A 19338-nucleotide genomic window follows, 5' to 3' on the forward strand; every position below is an offset into this window, starting at 1 on the left:
GGTTGTTAATGCCGCTCTTCCATAGCGACGAATCTCGTTAACACCATGATACCCAAACTTCCCCGGTCTGGCAAGCGTTGCTATGCGTAAATTAACAAAAAAAAAAACACCCCATCCAACGAAGGACAGGGAACGTACTCATACCTCATTCACCTCGCATGTAATTTCGAATTGTAATTTTCTTGCCTTGTTCCGCACTAACTGCGCTCTCTGTCACGCGTCCAAGTTCTTCGCTATCAATTACGAGAACATTTTCGATAACGATCGGCTGTTGTTGTTGCGTCCGATCTACTCCGTTAATTGTTCCGGACTCTTCAATACCAAGTGATCCGGCACTCATCGCTACGCTTGGATTAAACGTATTAGATTTCGGATTGATGACGGCTGCGTTTGCCATTTCGGTTGCTGCTGACTTAACTGCACCGATATTCCTTTCGATACCAACCGCAAGACCCAACGGTAAGAATTTACCGATTTCATCACGGAACAGGCGAGATGGCGAGTGAATACCGAAGAAAGATTTAATATCGTCCGTCATATCGCTTACGAATCCACCGATTTTTTCACCGATCCAGCCCGCCATCGAATTAATTCCATCCCATAATCCGCGTATTAAATCGGCTCCGGCGTTGAATAATTCGGTTACGTTATCTTTTACGGCTCCGGCGAGTTGGACGACGATGTCGATCCCCGTTTGCAGTAATTGCGGAATGATCTGAATGATTCCGCGTATTAGCGCTTCGAGGATTTGAATGCCTGCCGATAGGATTCTCGGTAAATTACTAATTAAAGCTTGAACTATAGTAACAATTAGCCGGAGCGCCGCACTTATCAACCGCGGTAGATTGCTAATGATTCCAGTAACTAAAGACACAAGCAACTGAACACCGGCGGCTATAATTTTCGGTAGATTTGTGATTAAAGACTGTGCAATTGTAACGACCAAATAAATCGCCATTTGAATTAACTTAGGCAACACGCTAACAATTCCGCTTACTAACGTATTTAAAATTTGAATACCCGCGTTAATAATGGTCGGCAAATTCGCGATCAAAGCGTTAACTAGCGCAGTAATCAACTGTAAAGCCGCCGTTATCAACATCGGCAACACTTGAATAATTCCGGATATCAAAGAGTTTAGTATTTGGATTCCGGCCTGTATGATCATCGGCAAAAGCGTTATGATCGTATTAAGTAACGTTGTCAATAGCGTTGTCGCCGTTTGGATGATCGAAGGTAGTGCCGTAACTAATCCCTGAATTAACGACGTAATAATTAAAATTCCCGCACCAATAATCGTAGGAAGTAACGTTGTAATCGCTTGGATTAACGTATTGATTATTTGCGTCACACTCGCCAAAATATTAGGCAACGCTTGAGTAAATCCGGCAAGTAACCCCGTTATAAGTTGAACGCCCGCTTGAAGAATTATCGGCAGGTTTTTAACTAGTCCATTTACTAAATCGTTTACAATTTCGACTGTCTTTTCGAGAATAACCGGCATATTCTGCTCCATACCTTTCGCAAGAGCCGGCAAGTATTTAGATCCTGCGATGATTATTCCTGGAACCCCTCCGACCATCATACCGATAATATTCGGAATAAATTGTGCCAATCCCGAAAAGTCTCCGTTAAATGCGTCAGTAACTACCTTCTTTAAATCGTCAAATGCCCCACGAATGATCGCTACTCCTTTTACGACCACATTCGCAACCGATGGCGGTAGTAGCTTGTGTAAAGCGATTGATCCTTTCGTGAAATCACCGGTCAAGGTTTCCGCAAGTCCTTTAAACAGCGCTTTCAATTTCTCGACTACTGGCGATACTTTTCCGCTAATTGCGTTACCTAAAGCCGTTATTTTCTCTCGAATGACGTCGCTATGTTTATAAGCGTAAGCAAATGCGACACCAAGCGCGATGACCGCCGCTGCGATTAGAGCGAATTGCCCCATCGTTAGAAGTAGCGCTCCGCTAGTTACTCCGAAGGCTGCGGCTAGAGCGCTTAGACCGGATACAATGGACCCGACTGCTACAACCGCCATTGCAGATAACGCAATAAAGCCCGTTAATCCGGTTACAACTGCGGCCGTTACAGCGACAAACTTCTTTGTTCTATCGCTTAGATTATTGAACCAGTTCGTTAATTCCGCAACTTTATCCGCTGCGGCTGCAACATAAGGAGCGAGTTGATCTCCTATTTTCGTCGCGAAAACATCGAGCGCACTAGCTAATCGTTTAAGGGAGCCGCCGATCCCCTCCTGCATTTGCTTCGCAGTTTTAGCTGCTGAACCTCCGGAATTCTCAAGCTCTTTTGTAAACTTACCGAGAGCGTCAGGCCCCTTCGAAACAACCGCCATCATTCCGGTTACTGATTCCGTCCCAAAGATTGTCGACAACGCTGCCGCCTTTTGCGAGTTAGACATGCCGACCATGCCTTTCTGTAGCTGGCCGATGATGTCCTGTAATGATCGAAAATTACCGTGTTGATCAGTCGTCGTTACGCCGAGTTCCTTTAACGTATTGGCGGCTTGTTTTGGTGGCTTAACTAACCGCAGTAAAGACGCTCTCAAGGTGGTACCGGCCTGACTTCCGTCCAAACCTGCGTCAACCATAATACCCGTTGCGGCAGAAAGTTCCTCTAAAGATATGCCGAGTTGTGCCGCCGGCCCCGCTGCGTATTTTAAAGCGTACTGCATCGATTCCATACCCGCGGCTGACTTATTTGCTGTCATTGCTAAAACATCGGCTACTCTTCCGGCTTCACTCGCTTTCATGTTAAAGGCGTTCAATGCTGACGTAATTGTGTCGCTTGTTAAAGCGAGATCTTCTCCGGAGGCTTCTGCCGCTGCAATTATTCCGGGCATAGCTCCTATTACTTGGTTTGCGTCAAAGCCTTTCGCAGCAAGTTCCGTCATAGCTTCCGCCACCTGAGACGATGTCATCGTAGTTGTAGATCCTAGATCAAGCGCTGCATCTCGCATCTTTTGGAAGTCACTACCGGTAGCACCCGCAATCGCGCCGGCTTTTCTCATAGCCGTATCAAATTCCGCTGATCTAGCAACGGTAGCAGAAAGACCGGCAGCCATTCCGGCAGATGCTGCGCCGAATCCTAACGCGATCGATCGACTCATGCCTACTACTCCCCGTCCAAAAGACGACAGCCGTGATTGTGCCTCCGACAAAGAGCGCGTTAGATCAGTAATCGTGGCGCCTATTCGAACGTTAATACTATGATCCGCCATTATTCACTGAACCTTCTCTCGAACTCGCTGTATAAACGTGCGGCTTCCATTTCTAATCGTTGAGCTTCGGCGTTTTCTCTTCGGTACAGATGATCGAAAGCTTTACCGAATTTTTCGAGAGAAGCAATTAATAAATCGACTTGTTTCTGGTCGCTTTCTGTAAAAGTCATTCGTTTGAGCTTGCGAGCATTACGGTTTGCTAGATTCCTAGCGCGTTTCATTTCGTTTAGGAATGCTTGTCCATAATTTAACTTTTCTAATTTTGGTTTGATTTCGTTGTCAAATTTCTCCGTTACCTTTAACGCGATTAAATTTGCTTGACGTAAGTTGTTCATTTATCCGATTCCCCCCTTTAAAATAAAAAGGCGCCCCAATAATAAGGACGCCCCACCTCATGTTTATTCAATTTCCCCTCTGTCCCAAGCACTGTATATTTCATGATCAATAAACCCATATTTATTAGGGCCCGAATCTCTATTAGTGTAGATTGGGCGGTGAATGGAATACCTCGGATCAAATTCTTTTGCAACTCGGTCACTTGCGCCAACCTCACGCACAAGATCTCTATACTTTTTATTTCCATCAATCTTCAGAAAATCATGATAAGCCTTTGCGGCTTCTAGATATTCTTTTTTCGCTGCCGCAATACGTTCAAGTACCGAATCTTCTTTCGCATCTTTATTAGCATCAATCTCTTTTCGTGCCATCTGTAAAACTTCTAATATTAATGTATTTGCCTTTTCCGACTCGGTATAAAAAATACTGTTTGATCGTTCACTCGCACCGCTTACCTCTAGTCGAAGTTCAGCGACTTTTTTTCGTGCTTCTTTTTCCACCGCCGCGTTTTTGGCGTTTGGCTCGTTGGCGAGAACCTCGACCGCGGTTTTCAGAGTTTCCTCTGCTACTTCTAGCTCTCGGACGACTTTCTCGTTGTACGCTTTAATATTCGCTTCTCTTTTTGCCTGTAATTCCTTTTGCGTATGGATTTCTTTAACCTTATCTTTTAATTCCTTTGAGAATTCAAAAGCCATTTATAAATCTCCCCTTATCTTATTGTTTTTTTCCAATCAAAAAAGCGACTGCAAAACGTCTGCCATCGCCCTTGAATCGTCTTATTCTTTTCCAACTCGTCTAATGCATTATCTAATGTTGATACTTCTTGCCATGACGCGTCATCTCCGCTAAAATTACTCGCAGCCAGTTCATATGATGCAAATCGTTTTAATAGCCGTTTGGTGGTCTGACAAAGCGCTGGATTTAATGGCGAACTAACATCGATTATTTCAAAAATAACCGGCTCCATAAACAGCTGATCAGCAACGATTTTTAATGATACGATTCCCTCAGTCTCCATGGCTGCCGATCTCAAAGCTCTTTGTAGAGCAATATAACCGCAATAAGTATCATCATTACGCCGTTTTCCTATTGCGACAAATGTTCCCGCAGAAAGCTGACCTTTGTAGTTATGAAGTGTATACGAGTAAATAGTCGATCTATCATCGCCAGCCTTCGTAATATATAAGGTGTAGTTCATTCGGACATCTCATTTTCTAACGCTTGGATTCGCGTGTCTATTTTCGTTAGTTCCGCCGCCTCACGGCCTGATCCAGCGTATCCTTTATAGTTCGTTTTCTTTTCTTCATATAAATTCCGAAGTTCCTGCACGGTCATCCCCTCGTAAGGATCAGAAGGACGACCGGCCTCATAATCTCCGTTTGCTATTTCCGTATACAAACTTACAACCGCTCGCTTTGCTTCCTTGTACTCGCTTTCTGTAATCGTACGGAAAGGCTTTAGTGTTCCTTCGTATTTGATCACCGTTTGTTTTGCATCAATTAGCTGCCGTTCTAGCTACGCCCTTTTTTCTTTCCATTCACTCATTCAAATTCCCCCTCAATTCTATTCGTTCTCTCCGCTTTCAATAGTTCGGATTCATACTCATCAACTGGCGTTTTTACTGTTCCCTCGATTACAAAGGCGTCTTTTGCCCCATAATGATAAGCCGAATCTGCTGCCGAGTTAAAAAGTGATCGACGAAACTCAAGATCGGTAAACTCATCGCCACGGCTAACGGTTGACAACACAATCACACAGCCGTCACGATCCATCACCTTATATGTGCCGTTTTCAGTATCCAGTTCGATAAACGCAACACCATCCGTCAATAATTCCGTATAACCGCCGTCTTTTGGTTCGCGAATATATGTCGTTTCTGCGGTGCCGTAATCCCCGTAATGATCGACCATTTTTAAGACGCAGTACATTCCGACTCCCCCTTTTCGTAAACGATCTTCGCTTCTTCTTCGTTATCCCAAGATTCTAGTACCGCTTGTGATAAAGCTAGATCCCTGCTGCGACCGGAAAATCTGCGAGTAATTTCACCTGTTTCGCTGTCTATCGTAAGGACTTCGGTCAGCTTAACGACTATCAAAACATCATACAAAAATAACTCTCCTTTCGGTGCAAAAATCGCATTCTAATAGTAATACAGCCGGATGCCGTTTTTTGCATTTATAAACCTTGTCATATCAACGTTTACAGGCGTCTAAATCGTCATTCTCTTCCTTTGTCTATTACGATACTTGCGATTCCTGCGTCGGCTATTTTCCTTTTCATTCTCAAGCGCACACCCAGTACAGAATAATTGTCGGTTATTCTTGCGACTATATCGATGGCCGCAACGTTTGCATTTCCCCGTCCTGTTGGACTTGTTCCTTAACGGATGATCGCCGGGTAAACATTCGAGATATTCCCGCATTAAAACTGGATCAGCCGGCAGAATGTTTCTCATGAAGTACGGGCAGACATTGCCCTGCGGTGAATCCGTTTTGATTTCAACGGTACACAATCCGCAGCGTTGAAGATCGCAGGCGCCGCCGCTTTTGTAGTTGGCGCAATGAGTGCGGGCAAGGCGGCCGAGCTTACTTCGTGTCGAGCTAATCTTACGTTGATTCACTTTACAACCTCCGTTTGCGCGTAGAATTCAAGAAGGCTAATCTGTAGCACCATAAAGCCTCCAAATAAAAAAAAACACCCTCCGCCCGTTAGCGAGCATCATCGGATGTTATATAAATATATTTATCTGAAAAGTACCTTTATCGCATCTAGCTCTCTAGCTGGACCGCCAAAAACTACGTTAGGATTAACAATCACAATCTTTTTTCTTTTGTCATTAGGATCGGACGGCAACCAAAAAACCGGCTTACCATTCAATTTTACACTCTCCAAGGTCTGTCTTAGTTTATTTGTATCTTTATAATCAAGTAAGGTGGCTAGTTTATCTAAGTGCATTTTATTAAGTCGTTCCGTGTCTGACTCATCTGGATTGAAACAAACAATATTTGTTTTCAAATTCATAAACGGAAGAATCATATAAACAATTGACAACTTTTTTGCAGCCCGACCACTATAATTCTCATATAGCTCCCGAATTGTCTTTCGATACACTTTTATTCGAGGGGACTCTGTAGCTTTCCCCCGGATTTTCCCGCGATGGAATAGAAAAGGAGTCAACTCGATAACACCTTCGTTATTCTCTTTAAGGATATCGACCGCCGTCATCCTCTTAAAAAAATCTCGAAAGTTATTAGCGCTCAATCCAAGAATCTTTTGAAGGTCAGGCTTATCGATCTTTCGCCCGTTGTCATGAGAAAGCTTCTGACTCCCAAAACCAAAAAATGTAGCGATAAACATTAGGCGCGCCAGATCGGATTCTTTGACAGTTGTATAATCGTCCAAGAATAATTTGCACGTTTTATAAAATGCCCACGTAAAACCGCCATTCTCTGCGTCATGCCCTCCTGAGTTCCTTGTTACTCTATAGCCTTCATTCGAGCGTCCTGACGTTTTGGGAATTACTTCAAAGTAATTCGATACGTCGTTCCCTTCCCCGTCGTAAATCCTCCCATCTTCGAGCTTTCCGTTCTCTTTTAAGTCAAAAAATCGCTTTTTTGCTCTTGGTGTTAGTCCTTTCCAAGCTCTCTGTTCATCCAGCAGACTTCCCATCTTCGAACATCCCCCTTAATAATTGAATAGTTTCCATCTTCTGCTCATCTAGTGAAAATGCTTCATTAATTTTTTTAATAGTCCTACCCGTAATACTTCTTTCTCCCCTCTCAATCATAGTAATTAATTGGCGCGAACATCCCAAACAGTCAGCAAATTCGGTTTGCGTCATCCCGTAGGCAAGACGAATCATCCGTAAAGTATTTGGAGTCATTTTCATCTCCCTTTCATTTGTTTTCACTTGGACACATATACAGAAAAAAAATACACCACTTCCAAATTAAGTGGTGCAGAATACTCCCTCATAATACATAGATAACTACGGACAAAAAATATGCGTAATTATCGATAAGATATCGTAATTATTTCCGTTAATTTACGTAGCTTTACGTCCTTCTATAACGTAAGACAGCATACGGAGGTAAAAGTTGATATACTATCGTTATTTTAACGTGATACTTTCGTATGTTTTAAAACCTAGCGCCCACTCCGTCGCTATCGCTCCTCCGTGTCCGCGGATATTATTAAGACCTTTATCGCGATACAATTATTTATACAATATTCATGGTTGCGTTTCTGCGGGACGGAGTGAAACGTAGTTCCCGCTAGTCTTCGATTTCAGAAGACTAAGAAGTGATTGCGGACTCAAAATCGCTGTATTCCTTGCGGCTGTAAGCGCCAACCCCATTTTTTATTGTACGAATAAAGTCGTGTTTTTTGCCGATTTGTACGAATAAGATCGTGTTCATTATCAATTACGTTTTTGTAATTGAGAATTAAGCGATAATAACCCGTCTAATCTTCGTTTCATCCTTCTATTACGTAAGACAGCATTCGAAGGTGAAAACGGAAGTCCCAACACCCTCCCATCAAGAAAGACAGTATATCGATATGAAAGTCACTATATTCGTTAAATCCTTCTACTACGTATAGACAACTGCGCAGGCAAAAGCGGAAGACCCCTATGTTACACGTCCTCACAATACATAGATAACTGTGAACAAGAAACCGGAAGTTGTTCTCATAATGTATAGCCAACTAAGAGGGCATAAGTTGACAACAAAAGGTTTAATTATGATGGCGAGTTTAAAATACCCTGCTTTTTCGGTGCTTTTTTGGCCGTTTACCCTGCTTTTTCAGTGCTTATCAAATCGCCCATAACCCTTAGAATACCAACGGATACAGCCATTTTTGTTTGATCTAGGATATCTATATCAGTTATATTGCTTACCGAAAACCATAACGCAACAAGAGGAAACGAATAGGGAATCAAGCCCTAGCGCCCTCATTCGCTTACGCTCATTCGAGCGCACCACTATTTCTTAAAAGATGAATCGCGATAAAGGTATTAAAGGTAATAATTAATATCTGCGAACAACGAAGCCACGGTTTTGTGGCGAAGTTGGGCGCTATGTTTTAATACACATGAATATATACACAAGCTAAAATACGCAGCGTTATATCATTTATAATAAAATAGACGGACCTGTCAGCCCGTCAATATTCAAATAATGTCCGATAATCTTAGAGACGAATTGAGTTGTTGCCGCAACCGTTCGTCTTGTTTTATTTTCCTCTGCAAACGTTCGCCCACCCGATCGAGTCCTAACGAATCTTTAAGCGAGCCAAGCCGACACAGCTCTCCTTTAATCGTTCTGCGGCGCTGTAATATGTCCTGAAGCCCCTTCGCCAAGTAATAACCGCGAACCACATCGAACTTTCCTTTCTCTATCTCGTGATACTGATCCGACAGTTCTCGATCGACTTCCGACTGTGCCGCTCTCAATCTATCAAAATCGCGTTCTATCTCGGCAGCGAGTGCCTTTAAATGATCGAAATGGATTTCGGCTAGTGATCGGTTATCTTTCTCTTTGCGAAACAAGTTCATTCCGTTTACCTCCTTTGTCATATTAGGTTTCCATTTTCGTCTATTAATTCGTAGCCTAAGGCAGACAACGCTAGCTTAAATCCGTATCGATAAATGATAACTTGGCAGCTCGTCATCCAATCCATACCGTCCATATCTTGATAGATCGATATGATTTCATCGATCTCATCTGCGGAAAGTTCTACTTCACGGCCAAAACGACGTCTTATTTTCATGCCGGTTTCACCTCCTGGCTTCCGAATAGTTTTCGTGCTGTTTTTTCGCTGATCTCCGCACAACCATAAAAGGCTTTTCGTGATACTTCCGGTAATAGCTTCTGAAATTCCTCCGGATTTAGATTGACGAATTGGTCGTCTGAACCTGCGCGATAGACGTTAAACCATCCGACGACTGTTTTTCTGTAATAAACGTTCATTTTGTTACCTCCTTTAATTTTCCGCCAAGGTGCGCCAAAAGCTCGATTGTGTTCATATTCGCGACTGTCTCGATATCCATTACCGAATTAGAAACGTATGGTAAATCGTAAATTAATTCTGCACGTTCACCGATTTCCAGACCGTTAGAGCCGTGATATAGTCGATAAAGAGTAAGCCATTCTTCGTCTATATAGAATACATAATCGTGGCCTACGTTAAGCACCTGTACCTTTTCGCGGACTTCTTCGCCAGTATCCGAATAAACAAAAACGTAATCTACCGTCATACTTTGCGGTTGTTCCTTTGCGTCAATCCAATTTAAATCGGTCATTTAGACACCTCTTTTACTTCTGTAGTAAAACTTCATGAGTTAATAATATTACTCCAGAAGTTAAACGTCAATAGTTTTTTTGATGTTTTATAAAAAAATGTTTTACTACTGGCGTTTAACTTGTATAATACGAGTAAAATCAATTGTATGGAGGACCAGTTAAAAATGAGTTTTAAATTTAATTTGAACGATATACTGGATGAGCTAGGTATTACAAAAAATAAATTAGCGGTTGAAGCTAAAGTGAGGCCTGCTACTATAGGAGATCTTTGCGAAGGAAAAACGAAAAGATTAGAACTTGACACCATTGAAAAAATTCTAGATGTATTAAACCATCTTTCAAAAGCTCGACCGTATACAATAGACAACATTATTCTTTACCAGCCAGACAGCGATAAACAGATGGCTTAACCTAGGTTAATATACCTAATCCAAAAGATTCATTTGCTTCTCTTATAAAAGTGATAAACTTTTCATTGGATGTCATTTTTATGTATTAAAAAGGAGAATGCAATGAAAACACTTGATGTTAAAGCGTTGCGTGAAGGAATCGATAAAACGCTTGACGAATTAAAAGATCAATCTAAAAAAATCGCCAAAATCAAAAAGAGCGTTGACGGTATCGTAGCCTTAGATGACGCTTTAAAGGGAAAGGGCGGTGAGGCGATTCGGAATTTTTATGAGGAATGTCACACCCCTTTTTTGCGGTTCTATGATTTGTTTATCGAAGAGTACACATCAGCACTCAAGAAAATCAAAAAATCGCTAAAATCACTAGAATCTCATGATGATGGATTGATCTCACAACATTTTCTCGAGAAAGACCTTGAAGACGGTTTAACTAAAGCCGACAAAGAAACGAAAAGCATGGTTTCCTCAACGAATGACGTTATCAAAAGAGTCAAACATATTGTCGATTTACCCGAGTTGGACGATAGTGATTTTGATAAGCATCAGAAACAAGCGCTGAAAGAGATCAACGACACACTTGAAAAGCTAAACACATTCGACAGAGAGCAATCAAACGAGTTGAAGACAGCTTCAAACGATCTCGAGACGATGAAAACTTACATGAAAAAACTTGGGAAGATGTATACGTCAGGCCCAAGAATTGAGATTAATACTTATAAAAAAGGATCAATTTTGGAATCTGAGGAAAACATTTCAAACCACACACTTATGGACCAGCTTGATCCAGAAAAAAAGGTGGATAGGGATGCTACTTCGGCTATTGTAACAATGCTGAAAAAATTGGAGGAGACAGATCATTTTACTTTTGATACAGTAATGAGGGACAAGGATGAGATAAGGATTCATCACAAGATTCATGAAAATGATAATCCTTTAATGGGCCCTCTACAGAAAGGACCCGTTGTATATCCCAAAAAATTAGATGACATCCGGGTTATTGATGGTAAGCTATATAATGTTAAAGGGTGGAAAGTAGCCACAGATATTGATGTCCCAGACGAGTTAGTTACAGATCATTCAGACCCAAACTTTATTGGTGGCAGATACTATATATATGAAAATGGCCAGATTGTACGTAAGTATAAATCAAACGGTAAAGAAGTAGTGGAGGTAGTCGATAGTATTCCAAATTCTAGAGGTGCTGCATCAGCCAAAATAAATGACTCATTCTTCGAAGGAACACCATTGGAAATTTTAGAATATCTTAACTTGGGCAATGCAGCTAGAACTCTTACGACGAAAGCAATAAAAAGGACTGGAAAAGCATTAGAAAAAAACGCTGAAAAGATAATAAAAAAAGAAATGAAATCAAGCATTAGTAAAAGTGCTGGTAAAATTGATGATTTTGGACAAAAAGGTTGGAATCTAAGCATAAGTGGAACAAAAATTGCTGGAAGAAAATATTCCCGACACGCTTTAGAAAGAATGGCACCAAAAACTCCTGAGGTTAAAGCGAATTTGACAAGTAGAGCAATAAAAATAGCCATAGAGAAAGGATATAAACCAAAATCAAAAGAATACCTAAATTTCATTAAGGAATATGTCGATCCAAGGAATGTTCCTCCATCTGTTATTGAAAATGCTATAAAGAACGGAAAAAAACTGTCTGGAAAATATAAGGGAACATTTACCCGCGAAACAAAAGATGTCAAAGTAGTTTTAAATGAAAATGGAGATGTTATTACAGTAATGCCAAAAACAATAAAATAGTTTTAAAGGAGTCAATATAATGTTTATAAAGTATGATGAGTATGATTTACTAGAACTTTTTGAGAGCGAGCCAGTCAGTATAGCTGATGATCCACGGGCCGGTGAATTTATTTATACTTATAAAGATAATCAAAACTTCAAATTAATTTTAACGCTGGATGTTTATCAGCTAACTTGTAGCATAGATATAACCTACAATGATTTCACAGTATTTTCAGGAGATTTTCAAAACGTAACTAACATTAAGAAAGTTGAAAATTTTATGATTATAAATATTGGAGAAGAAGAGAGAATAAAAGTAAAATTCACTAAGCAAGTTGGAGTCGAATTACTCTAAGCTTTTGATGTGTTAAAAAATACACATTCTAACAATAACCTAAAAATGAAGCCAATTTTCTTTTGCATTTTTTTAAGGCCCTCTCTGGGGCTTTTTTTCATTATTTCAATAACACCTCAAGCTTCGTCTTCGTCTTCGGCCCATAAATACCGTCCGCAGCTAGTCTATGCATAAGCTGGAACCGTCTAACCGCATCTTTTGTTTTAGGACCATAATAACCATCAATCCAGTTATTCTTCACTCCTTTGTGCTGCACAAGTACTTCTTGAATCTACCGGACAGCTTCCCAAAGTGATTTTTTAAAACACGCATTTAAAAACCGCCTGGCGAACCGGCTCAGCTATTGACATCCCCCCGGCATAAAAAAAAAAGACACTGCCTTTATAGCTGCGCCTTCCGTTCGCGGTTACGTCTTACTAACGTTGCTTTACTAATGCCTGTCATCCGTTCTACCTCGGTATATGAGTACGTAGCAAGTAAGTCGAGAGCATGGTCGATCTGTCGCTTGCTAAACTTACGCGGTCTGCCTTCGCGAAAGTCATCACGTTGCTTTGCGATGACCTTTCCTTCTTGCGTGCGCTCTACGATCATATCCCGTTCAAACTCAGCGAACGCAAAGAATATATTTCGAATTAGTTTCGATGCTGGACGATTATCCATAACACCCATATTTAGAATATGTACACGTACACCTTGATCAATAAGTTCTCGAACTAACTCGCTTCCTTGCGTGGCACTGCGAGCAATACGATCCAGTTTCGTTACAACTAACGTGTCACCCTCTTTTAGCTTAGCGAGTAGTCCCGTAAATACTGGTCGGTCTGTTATTGTACCCGTAAAATGTTCGCTCAATAACTCGTCGCAACCTTCCGCCTCTAGTGCTGTTACTTGCGCTTCTAAATCTTGCCCCGCCGTTGATACCCGCGCATACCCATAAACGGTCATTTTTATCCCCTCATTTTTGATTATATGTTTTGATTACGTTCAATAGCTTGATACTATCACACCGTCAAAACATAGTCAATTCTTATAAGTTTTGATTACGTTTAGAACTTTACACGCATAACATATTGAACCGTAATAAATCGTAAATATTCCGCTTTACTTCTATAATATTGTACACACACTTTATCGATGTTATAACGCATTCAAACGTCAAGAATCGTAAAATGATCGAGGGGTCGCGCGTGGGAAGGCCGAGGCTTGTAACGAATCTCGCAATCTATTCCGGCCTTGTAAGCGAATTGTATTTTCGATTCAAATTCCGCCCACTGCTCCGGATCAATCGATGGATTCTGATCATGAGCCCGATTCATTTCCGACTTAATCCGTCTTAGCCGCGCGACGTGCTCCGGTAAAAATATCGACGTCCATTTCTTCGTTCCTCTATCGCGTAATGTCATTCGCTTTATACTCCTTTAGACCTATAAAATAAATCGAGACTAAAGTATATTACGAACAAACGTTCCCATCAATTAATTGTATAGCGAAATTTACAACGTTCAATCTATTCAGCTTCGAGGAACGTTTCGAACTCCGCCAATATTCCACGATTTTCACGGGCTTTTAGCGTCCATGCGGCTTGTCGGAAGCTAGCGTATAGGTAGTCGTCAAAGCGTCTAATTTTTCGCTGTTTTCGTTTGAGAATCGCTGCATAGCCGCCCGTTTTTCTGATTGTTTGGCTTCCGGTTTGCGACTTCTTAAAATCAGAGAATAAAGTCCCGGCTCGTTAACCACTGTAAGTTCTTGCGTTCCACCAAGGGTGTCGGTTAAAGCTACCCCCTTTTCGTCATCATCCAGTCTGGAAAGGGCGTCACGATTGTTTTTAATTTCTAATACATCGCAGACATCTTTTGCAACAAACCAAGGTTCACCGTCCTTAACGACTGTTCTGACCTGTTAATACAACGATATGAGCTAATCGCAAATTGCGAAGACTAAAAACTGCTCGAAGACCTTCCCGTCTCACTAACGTACGAAATCGCTCGCCCGTCCGCAGAGTCAACCGAGCCGAAACGTCCTGTCCTTCTGATTACCGGCTAGGAACACGTCAGCTCATCAAAACGCGTTTCATATAGACGATCTAACATTCGATCTAATACACCGTTATAATATCCGGCCAGATTTCGGATACTCTTTCGTTTTGTTGCGATAAACGTCTGACGAACGGCCTCCCGTCCTATTTCTTTAAGTGTTTCAGATTCATAGACGCCTTTTAAATACGACGTTTGTGCAAGGTAAATACCGTATAGCTTGTTCGTCAGCTTCCGATCGTTTACAAACGTTTCGACCGTAGCTTTGAATGTACTATACGTATTACGTAGTAATATATTTACGCTTTTAGAAATAACAGTTTCACTTGCGCTTTTCGACGCTACAACCGTTGTCTCCGTAGGCTTGTCCGATATTGAACGGGGTTGCATTTGCGGAGTAGCATCGTTATTTTCAGCCGGTAAGATCACGTATACATTAGCCCCGTTTCCGCCTGATACCGGACGATGCCTCGTTTCCTTTCGAATGATGCCGCAGTCTACTAAGCGTTTAATTGTCCGAATGATTGTAGTCCGGTGCCTGCCAATTATGTTCGCGATTGATTGTAGCTTCAAATACGCCACGCCTGGCGTTTTGCAGGCATAACGCGACAACACCTTCAAAACCTCGATTGCGGTCGGCGTTAGGGCAGATTTATTGCGGTAGATATGCGTGTGAACGGCGCTGTTTAGCTCGTCCACTGAACGAAATGACGCCATTTTAGCGGATTCCTTCGTATACATTCGTATTTCTCCCCTTGGAGACGTACCGACCCACATCGGAAAATTAGGCGCAGTTAAATAAACGTTGACTTGAACGCTTTTTTTCGATAGGATAGACGTAGGGTATGGCGTGCTATCTATCGGAATTTATTTCCGACGGGTGGTCGTCTTTTTTTGTTTTTATGTTCTTTTCTTTTTAATTGTTGTTAGCGGTGAAAAATCATCGTGACTTCTTCGCATTTCCTTCGTATCCATCTGTATATAACGTCGCATTGTTCTTATGTCAGCCCATCCCCCAATTTTTTGTAAGGTGAATGGATCACAGCCATTTAAAATCATCGTTTTAGCCCACGTATGTCGATAAACGTGCGCGGTTACCTTCTTATCTTTCACACCTGCTTTTTCTGCATAATACTTTAAACGCTTATTGAAGTGGTTTGCGCCTAACGGTTCTCCGTAACTCGATAGAAAAATGCGATCCGTAGAAAAATGCGATTTATTTTCAGTAATGAGTTGCAATAACAATTTTACGCAGTGTGCAGAAATAGGAACCAGACGATGCTTTCTGTTCTTGCTTACGTCGGCATTGATTGTAATAAATCGGCTTGAGAAGTCGATATCCCTTTCACGAAGACTCAATAATTCCTCAATCCGAAGTCCAGAGTCTAATAGGCAGCTCATAGCGCAATAATCCCTGAAACCTACATAATCCCTTAAATTGGGTTGCCGCAATATCGTCTTGATCTCATCGTCCGTAAAGCAGTTCGTAAGGTCGATATCCTGCCGAATTAATTTAATCCGATCAGTCGGATTCACCTTGATTAACTCTTCGCGATCCAGATAATTAAACAACGCTTTTATAGTCCGCAAATTAATATTAATCGTTGTATCGGATAACCCTAAGCGATTATCGTCTGACTTTATATACTTGTGTCCGTGATAACGTGGCTTATCGTACTTCATGTAATTGATGTAATTCCGCAAAATATCCGTTGTAATCTCGTCAATGTATGTAATTTCGTAGTTGTCATTCAGCCAGTCAGTAAAATAACGCCACACCTTCTTGTAATCGATGAGAGTCCTATCGCGCAGGCCCTCCGTTCTTTTACCGGCCATTGCGATTTCAAGCGCTTCGGCAAGCAAAAGCCTGGGATAGCATTTTTGTCCTCCGGAAACTGTTGTCGCCCTTTTGCGCTTCTTTTTTAACGCCATAATAAAAACGCCTCCCTTAACGATGGTTTTAGCCTCATCGCTAAGAAAGACGTTATTAACAACCGTAACGACCGTAAATTAGGGTCGTTTTTATTCCGAATAATGACTGTTAATTGCGGATTTTCTGGCGCAATTAACAATCCTGCGTCTCAGTTTCCGATTAGATGATCGAAACATATCATCGTTAAATCCGACGTCTTGAAAACGTTGATATACCAGGCTCTACCGCCTAGCACTCCTCAGGCGTACCGGTATTCTTCGCCGTCCGAAATGAAGAGCCACAGCCACATGATGCGATGGCATTCGGGTTGTCGATGGTAAAGCCGCCGCCCATCATTGATTGTTTGAAATCGACGACTGTTCCGTTCATGATATCAAGGCTTTCCTGATCAACTAGTACTGTAATTCCATGTTGAACAAATTCCTTGTCAAGTTCACTTTTTTCGTGTTCAAAACCCATTCCATAAGAAAGACCGCTGCATCCGCCGCCTTTTACATTGAGTCTCAAGAAAGCATTTTCCTCTTCATGTTCCTTCATCATATCTTTAATATGAAGTGCTGCTGATTCTGTAATTGTTACCGTTTGATCACTCAAAATGTCACACCCCTTTTTGTTGTATGTGTAAACTCATTATATATATGAAATCGTCTTTTCTCAAACAGGCTGTTTTCAAACAAAAAATATGCCTTCACATACTGTTTCAGCCGGACCGGTCATCATCACACGACCATCGTTTTTCCAGTTGATGAGCAAATCGCCTCCGGCAAGATGGACAGTAATGTCGGTTTCTTTCTTAGAAAAGCCATTAAGAACTGAAGCAACTGCAGCGGCACAAGCACCTGTACCGCATGCCTGAGTGATTCCTGAGCCCCTTTCCCACACGCGAAAATGGAGTTCTTGTTCATTTTCCACTTCAACAAATTCGACATTAACTCCTTCTGGAAATCTTTCATCTTTTTCAATGACCGGTCCTAATGTTGTAAGTGGGGCATCTTCAATCTTATTTAAATAAAAGACAATATGAGGATTGCCCATTGAAACAGCGGTACCTCTCATTTTATAACTCCCAAAACTCATTTGTTCATTAATCGTTTGCGAGCTTTGTTCGCCAAGCATTGGCAGATCTGATTTGAATAAGCGCGGCTGGCCCATATCAACCGTAGCCGATATTACTTTCCCATCTACCACTTCAACCTCTGTTTTGACAAGTCCAGATATTGTTTCAATTAAAAATGACTTCTCCTTTACCAGTCCGTGTTCATAAGCATATTTTGCCACACAGCGTAAGCCATTTCCACAGTTTTTCGCTTCAGAACCATCATTATTAAAAATTCTCATTTTGACAGGAGCCTGATCAGATGGACAGATCAGAATCAGCCCATCGGAACCGATTCCTGTATAAACGGAAGAAACCTTGATAGCAAGCTCTGATAACAATGCTTCAGAAAGATTTTCTTCAAATTGATTGACATATATATAACTGTTTCCTAGACCATGCATTTTTGTAAAATGAAAAGATTTCATGAAAGCCTCCAACTTTTTTTATTCATTATAGTATAAAAATTGAAAGATTCGTACACAATATAACCATCCCCCGTTTTTCATACATAAAAGCTCCCTGCCAATGACGGCAGGGAGCTTTTATCATTTTATCCGATAAACATTCCGGCAATTGCGCCACTTAAAAGATTGGCCAGTGTACCGGCAGCAACAGCTTTCAGTCCAAGTCGGGCAATATCAGAACGGCGAGAAGGCGCCATTCCTCCTAATCCGCCAAGTAAGATTGCAACAGAAGAAAGGTTTGCAAAACCGCATAGTGCAAAGCTTATAATCGTTACAGTTTTATCCGAAAGCTCTTTCATCATTGGTGCAAAATTTGAAAAAGCAACAAATTCATTTAATACTAGCTTTTGACCGATAAAACTTCCCGCCTTAATCGCCTCATCCCAAGGAACACCAATAACAAAAGCTAGCGGAGCAAATAAATATCCAAGAAGAAATTCCAATGTTAGACCTTTAAAACCAAACCAACCACCAATTCCACCGAGAATTCCGTTTAAAACTGCAATTAACGCAACGAATGCTAACAACATGGCACCGACATTTAACGCCAAATGCAAACCTGTTGATGCTCCTTTTGCCGCTGCATCAAGAACATTTGCAGCTTCCTCGTCATCAGTCATTTTTATTTGTTCAGATGAAGTTTTTGGTTTTTCTGTTTCTGGAATTAACATTTTTGCCATAATCAAACCAGCAGGTGCAGCCATAAAGCTTGCTGCAAGTAAGTATTTTAGAGGAATTCCGAGAAGTGCATAACCGAACAAAACTGAACCGGCAACAGATGCCAAACCACCTGTCATAACAGCAAACAGCTCAGATTTTGTCAATTTGGCAATAAATGGTTTAATGACAAGAGGTGCCTCGGTTTGCCCAACAAAAATATTTGCTGCAGCAGATAGAGATTCCGTTTTACTTGTTCCGAGTAGTTTAGACAATCCTCCACCGATAACGCGGATAATCAGCTGCATAATTCTTAAATGATATAGAACAGCAATTAATGAAGAGAAGAAGATAATAACGGGTAACACACTGAATGCAAAAGCAGGGCTCTTTCCTACATCTAAAAGAGGACCAAATAGGAAATTCTTCCCTTCATTTGCATAATTGACGAGATTTTGAACCATTTCCGTAAACCAAAGAAACGCGTTTTTTCCCGCCTCCCACTTAAGTACGATAAACCCAAACAAGATTTGGATCGCTAAACCGATTAAAATCGTTCTTAGCTTGATTTTACTTTTATGTTCTGAAAGTAAAAATGCAATTGCAAAAACAACAATAATGCCAAGAAGTCCCCATAAAATATTCATGACCACACCTCTTATTATTTTTTAACTTTAATTAAGATAACAATTTCTCGTATGCCTGTCTACAAAATTTTTGCGAATCTTTTCATTTTTTATCAAAACTTTCTTA

23 protein-coding genes and 2 pseudogenes are annotated in these 19338 nt (G+C 41.2%); 3 read left to right on the plus strand and 22 right to left on the minus strand.

Features of this window, described 5'->3' with window-relative positions; genetic code table 11:
* Window positions 1–145: 145 nt before the first annotated feature.
* From HOO54_RS17735 to HOO54_RS17795, 13 genes are all read right to left on the minus strand, one after another.
* Window positions 146–3130, minus strand: a complete 2985-nt coding sequence (locus HOO54_RS17735; RefSeq protein WP_253907706.1) for a phage tail tape measure protein — start codon at window positions 3128–3130, stop codon at window positions 146–148.
* 110 nt (window positions 3131–3240) lie between these two features.
* The gene (locus HOO54_RS17740; protein ID WP_172297565.1) at window positions 3241–3576 is read right to left on the minus strand and encodes a hypothetical protein; all 336 of its coding nucleotides are present in this window, start codon (window positions 3574–3576) and stop codon (window positions 3241–3243) included.
* A gap of 63 nt (window positions 3577–3639) precedes the next feature.
* Window positions 3640–4272, minus strand: a complete 633-nt coding sequence (locus HOO54_RS17745) for a hypothetical protein (RefSeq protein WP_172297567.1) — start codon at window positions 4270–4272, stop codon at window positions 3640–3642.
* A 14-nt stretch (window positions 4273–4286) separates the two neighbouring features.
* Entirely contained in the window at window positions 4287–4775 is a 489-nt protein-coding gene (locus tag HOO54_RS17750) for a hypothetical protein (protein WP_172297569.1), read from the minus strand.
* Entirely contained in the window at window positions 4772–5059 is a 288-nt protein-coding gene (locus HOO54_RS17755; protein ID WP_253907707.1) for a hypothetical protein, read from the minus strand. Before HOO54_RS17755 ends, HOO54_RS17750 begins: the two co-directional genes overlap by 4 nt.
* Before the next feature lie 59 nt (window positions 5060–5118).
* Window positions 5119–5505 (minus strand): hypothetical protein, encoded by a 387-nt coding sequence (locus tag HOO54_RS17760; protein WP_172297571.1) that lies wholly within the window; start codon window positions 5503–5505, stop codon window positions 5119–5121.
* The gene (locus HOO54_RS17765) at window positions 5490–5684 is read right to left on the minus strand and encodes a hypothetical protein (protein ID WP_172297573.1); all 195 of its coding nucleotides are present in this window, start codon (window positions 5682–5684) and stop codon (window positions 5490–5492) included. The genes HOO54_RS17760 and HOO54_RS17765 overlap by 16 nt, the downstream gene beginning before the upstream one ends.
* A 635-nt stretch (window positions 5685–6319) precedes the next feature.
* The gene (locus HOO54_RS17770; RefSeq protein ID WP_172297575.1) at window positions 6320–7246 is read right to left on the minus strand and encodes a hypothetical protein; all 927 of its coding nucleotides are present in this window, start codon (window positions 7244–7246) and stop codon (window positions 6320–6322) included.
* Complete coding sequence (locus HOO54_RS17775) at window positions 7227–7460, minus strand: helix-turn-helix transcriptional regulator (RefSeq protein ID WP_172297577.1); 234 nt, start codon at window positions 7458–7460, stop codon at window positions 7227–7229. Before HOO54_RS17775 ends, HOO54_RS17770 begins: the two co-directional genes overlap by 20 nt.
* 1290 nt (window positions 7461–8750) lie before the next feature.
* A complete protein-coding gene (locus tag HOO54_RS17780) occupies window positions 8751–9134 on the minus strand; it encodes a hypothetical protein (RefSeq protein WP_172297579.1) in 384 nt (127 codons plus the stop codon).
* A gap of 17 nt (window positions 9135–9151) precedes the next feature.
* A complete protein-coding gene (locus tag HOO54_RS17785; protein WP_172297581.1) occupies window positions 9152–9349 on the minus strand; it encodes a hypothetical protein in 198 nt (65 codons plus the stop codon).
* Window positions 9346–9549, minus strand: a complete 204-nt coding sequence (locus tag HOO54_RS17790) for a hypothetical protein (RefSeq protein WP_172297583.1) — start codon at window positions 9547–9549, stop codon at window positions 9346–9348. Before HOO54_RS17790 ends, HOO54_RS17785 begins: the two co-directional genes overlap by 4 nt.
* Window positions 9546–9881 (minus strand): hypothetical protein, encoded by a 336-nt coding sequence (locus HOO54_RS17795; RefSeq protein WP_172297585.1) that lies wholly within the window; start codon window positions 9879–9881, stop codon window positions 9546–9548. The genes HOO54_RS17790 and HOO54_RS17795 overlap by 4 nt, the downstream gene beginning before the upstream one ends.
* A gap of 165 nt (window positions 9882–10046) precedes the next feature.
* Between HOO54_RS17795 and HOO54_RS17800 the strand changes: the two genes are divergently transcribed.
* From HOO54_RS17800 to HOO54_RS17810, 3 genes are all read left to right on the plus strand, one after another.
* Window positions 10047–10292 carry a helix-turn-helix domain-containing protein gene (locus HOO54_RS17800; RefSeq protein ID WP_172297587.1) on the plus strand — a complete coding sequence of 82 codons (246 nt, stop codon included), beginning with the start codon at window positions 10047–10049 and terminating at the stop codon, window positions 10290–10292.
* A gap of 102 nt (window positions 10293–10394) precedes the next feature.
* The gene (locus HOO54_RS17805; RefSeq protein WP_172297589.1) at window positions 10395–12062 is read left to right on the plus strand and encodes an LXG domain-containing protein; all 1668 of its coding nucleotides are present in this window, start codon (window positions 10395–10397) and stop codon (window positions 12060–12062) included.
* Window positions 12063–12081: 19 nt separating this feature from the next.
* Window positions 12082–12399: a hypothetical protein gene (locus tag HOO54_RS17810; RefSeq protein ID WP_172297591.1), complete on the plus strand. Its 318-nt coding sequence runs from the start codon at window positions 12082–12084 to the stop codon at window positions 12397–12399.
* A gap of 100 nt (window positions 12400–12499) precedes the next feature.
* Here HOO54_RS17810 and HOO54_RS17815 read toward each other — a convergent pair.
* The 9 genes and pseudogenes from HOO54_RS17815 to HOO54_RS17855 all read right to left on the minus strand — a co-directional run.
* Window positions 12500–12646 (minus strand): annotated as a pseudogene (locus tag HOO54_RS17815) (peptidoglycan-binding domain-containing protein); the annotation flags it as partial.
* 134 nt (window positions 12647–12780) lie between these two features.
* Window positions 12781–13344 carry a recombinase family protein gene (locus HOO54_RS17820; protein WP_172297593.1) on the minus strand — a complete coding sequence of 188 codons (564 nt, stop codon included), beginning with the start codon at window positions 13342–13344 and terminating at the stop codon, window positions 12781–12783.
* A 203-nt stretch (window positions 13345–13547) separates the two neighbouring features.
* Window positions 13548–13802 carry a YolD-like family protein gene (locus tag HOO54_RS17825; protein WP_172297595.1) on the minus strand — a complete coding sequence of 85 codons (255 nt, stop codon included), beginning with the start codon at window positions 13800–13802 and terminating at the stop codon, window positions 13548–13550.
* Window positions 13803–14064: 262 nt separating this feature from the next.
* Window positions 14065–14298 (minus strand): annotated as a pseudogene (locus tag HOO54_RS17830) (BRO-N domain-containing protein); the annotation flags it as partial.
* 140 nt (window positions 14299–14438) lie between these two features.
* Window positions 14439–15209: a helix-turn-helix domain-containing protein gene (locus HOO54_RS17835; protein ID WP_309244884.1), complete on the minus strand. Its 771-nt coding sequence runs from the start codon at window positions 15207–15209 to the stop codon at window positions 14439–14441.
* Window positions 15210–15332: 123 nt separating this feature from the next.
* Entirely contained in the window at window positions 15333–16364 is a 1032-nt protein-coding gene (locus HOO54_RS17840; RefSeq protein ID WP_172297599.1) for a tyrosine-type recombinase/integrase, read from the minus strand.
* A 229-nt stretch (window positions 16365–16593) separates the two neighbouring features.
* Complete coding sequence (locus tag HOO54_RS17845; protein ID WP_172297601.1) at window positions 16594–16959, minus strand: HesB/IscA family protein; 366 nt, start codon at window positions 16957–16959, stop codon at window positions 16594–16596.
* A gap of 75 nt (window positions 16960–17034) precedes the next feature.
* Window positions 17035–17889 carry a diaminopimelate epimerase gene (dapF, locus tag HOO54_RS17850; RefSeq protein WP_172297603.1) on the minus strand — a complete coding sequence of 285 codons (855 nt, stop codon included), beginning with the start codon at window positions 17887–17889 and terminating at the stop codon, window positions 17035–17037.
* 125 nt (window positions 17890–18014) lie between these two features.
* Window positions 18015–19232 (minus strand): NupC/NupG family nucleoside CNT transporter, encoded by a 1218-nt coding sequence (locus tag HOO54_RS17855; RefSeq protein ID WP_172297605.1) that lies wholly within the window; start codon window positions 19230–19232, stop codon window positions 18015–18017.
* Window positions 19233–19338 lie beyond the last annotated feature (106 nt).

It is taken from the genome of Bacillus sp. WMMC1349, assembly GCF_013155385.1.
Lineage (GTDB): Bacteria > Bacillota > Bacilli > Bacillales > Bacillaceae > Bacillus.

What these genes read in the sequence shown, in the direction of transcription:
- HOO54_RS17735 (WP_253907706.1), bottom strand. Translation starts at nt 3,130, where the DNA reads ATGAGTCGATCGATCGCGTTAGGATTCGGCGCAGCATCTGCCGGAATG.
- HOO54_RS17740 (WP_172297565.1), bottom strand. Translation starts at nt 3,576, where the DNA reads ATGAACAACTTACGTCAAGCAAATTTAATCGCGTTAAAGGTAACGGAG.
- HOO54_RS17745 (WP_172297567.1), bottom strand. Translation starts at nt 4,272, where the DNA reads ATGGCTTTTGAATTCTCAAAGGAATTAAAAGATAAGGTTAAAGAAATC.
- HOO54_RS17750 (WP_172297569.1), bottom strand. Translation starts at nt 4,775, where the DNA reads ATGAACTACACCTTATATATTACGAAGGCTGGCGATGATAGATCGACT.
- HOO54_RS17760 (WP_172297571.1), bottom strand. Translation starts at nt 5,505, where the DNA reads ATGTACTGCGTCTTAAAAATGGTCGATCATTACGGGGATTACGGCACC.
- HOO54_RS17770 (WP_172297575.1), bottom strand. Translation starts at nt 7,246, where the DNA reads ATGGGAAGTCTGCTGGATGAACAGAGAGCTTGGAAAGGACTAACACCA.
- HOO54_RS17775 (WP_172297577.1), bottom strand. Translation starts at nt 7,460, where the DNA reads ATGACTCCAAATACTTTACGGATGATTCGTCTTGCCTACGGGATGACG.
- HOO54_RS17780 (WP_172297579.1), bottom strand. Translation starts at nt 9,134, where the DNA reads ATGAACTTGTTTCGCAAAGAGAAAGATAACCGATCACTAGCCGAAATC.
- HOO54_RS17785 (WP_172297581.1), bottom strand. Translation starts at nt 9,349, where the DNA reads ATGAAAATAAGACGTCGTTTTGGCCGTGAAGTAGAACTTTCCGCAGAT.
- HOO54_RS17790 (WP_172297583.1), bottom strand. Translation starts at nt 9,549, where the DNA reads ATGAACGTTTATTACAGAAAAACAGTCGTCGGATGGTTTAACGTCTAT.
- HOO54_RS17795 (WP_172297585.1), bottom strand. Translation starts at nt 9,881, where the DNA reads ATGACCGATTTAAATTGGATTGACGCAAAGGAACAACCGCAAAGTATG.
- HOO54_RS17800 (WP_172297587.1), top strand. Translation starts at nt 10,047, where the DNA reads ATGAGTTTTAAATTTAATTTGAACGATATACTGGATGAGCTAGGTATT.
- HOO54_RS17805 (WP_172297589.1), top strand. Translation starts at nt 10,395, where the DNA reads ATGAAAACACTTGATGTTAAAGCGTTGCGTGAAGGAATCGATAAAACG.
- HOO54_RS17810 (WP_172297591.1), top strand. Translation starts at nt 12,082, where the DNA reads ATGTTTATAAAGTATGATGAGTATGATTTACTAGAACTTTTTGAGAGC.
- HOO54_RS17820 (WP_172297593.1), bottom strand. Translation starts at nt 13,344, where the DNA reads ATGACCGTTTATGGGTATGCGCGGGTATCAACGGCGGGGCAAGATTTA.
- HOO54_RS17825 (WP_172297595.1), bottom strand. Translation starts at nt 13,802, where the DNA reads ATGACATTACGCGATAGAGGAACGAAGAAATGGACGTCGATATTTTTA.
- HOO54_RS17835 (WP_309244884.1), bottom strand. Translation starts at nt 15,209, where the DNA reads ATGTGGGTCGGTACGTCTCCAAGGGGAGAAATACGAATGTATACGAAG.
- HOO54_RS17840 (WP_172297599.1), bottom strand. Translation starts at nt 16,364, where the DNA reads ATGGCGTTAAAAAAGAAGCGCAAAAGGGCGACAACAGTTTCCGGAGGA.
- dapF (WP_172297603.1), bottom strand. Translation starts at nt 17,889, where the DNA reads ATGAAATCTTTTCATTTTACAAAAATGCATGGTCTAGGAAACAGTTAT.
- HOO54_RS17855 (WP_172297605.1), bottom strand. Translation starts at nt 19,232, where the DNA reads ATGAATATTTTATGGGGACTTCTTGGCATTATTGTTGTTTTTGCAATT.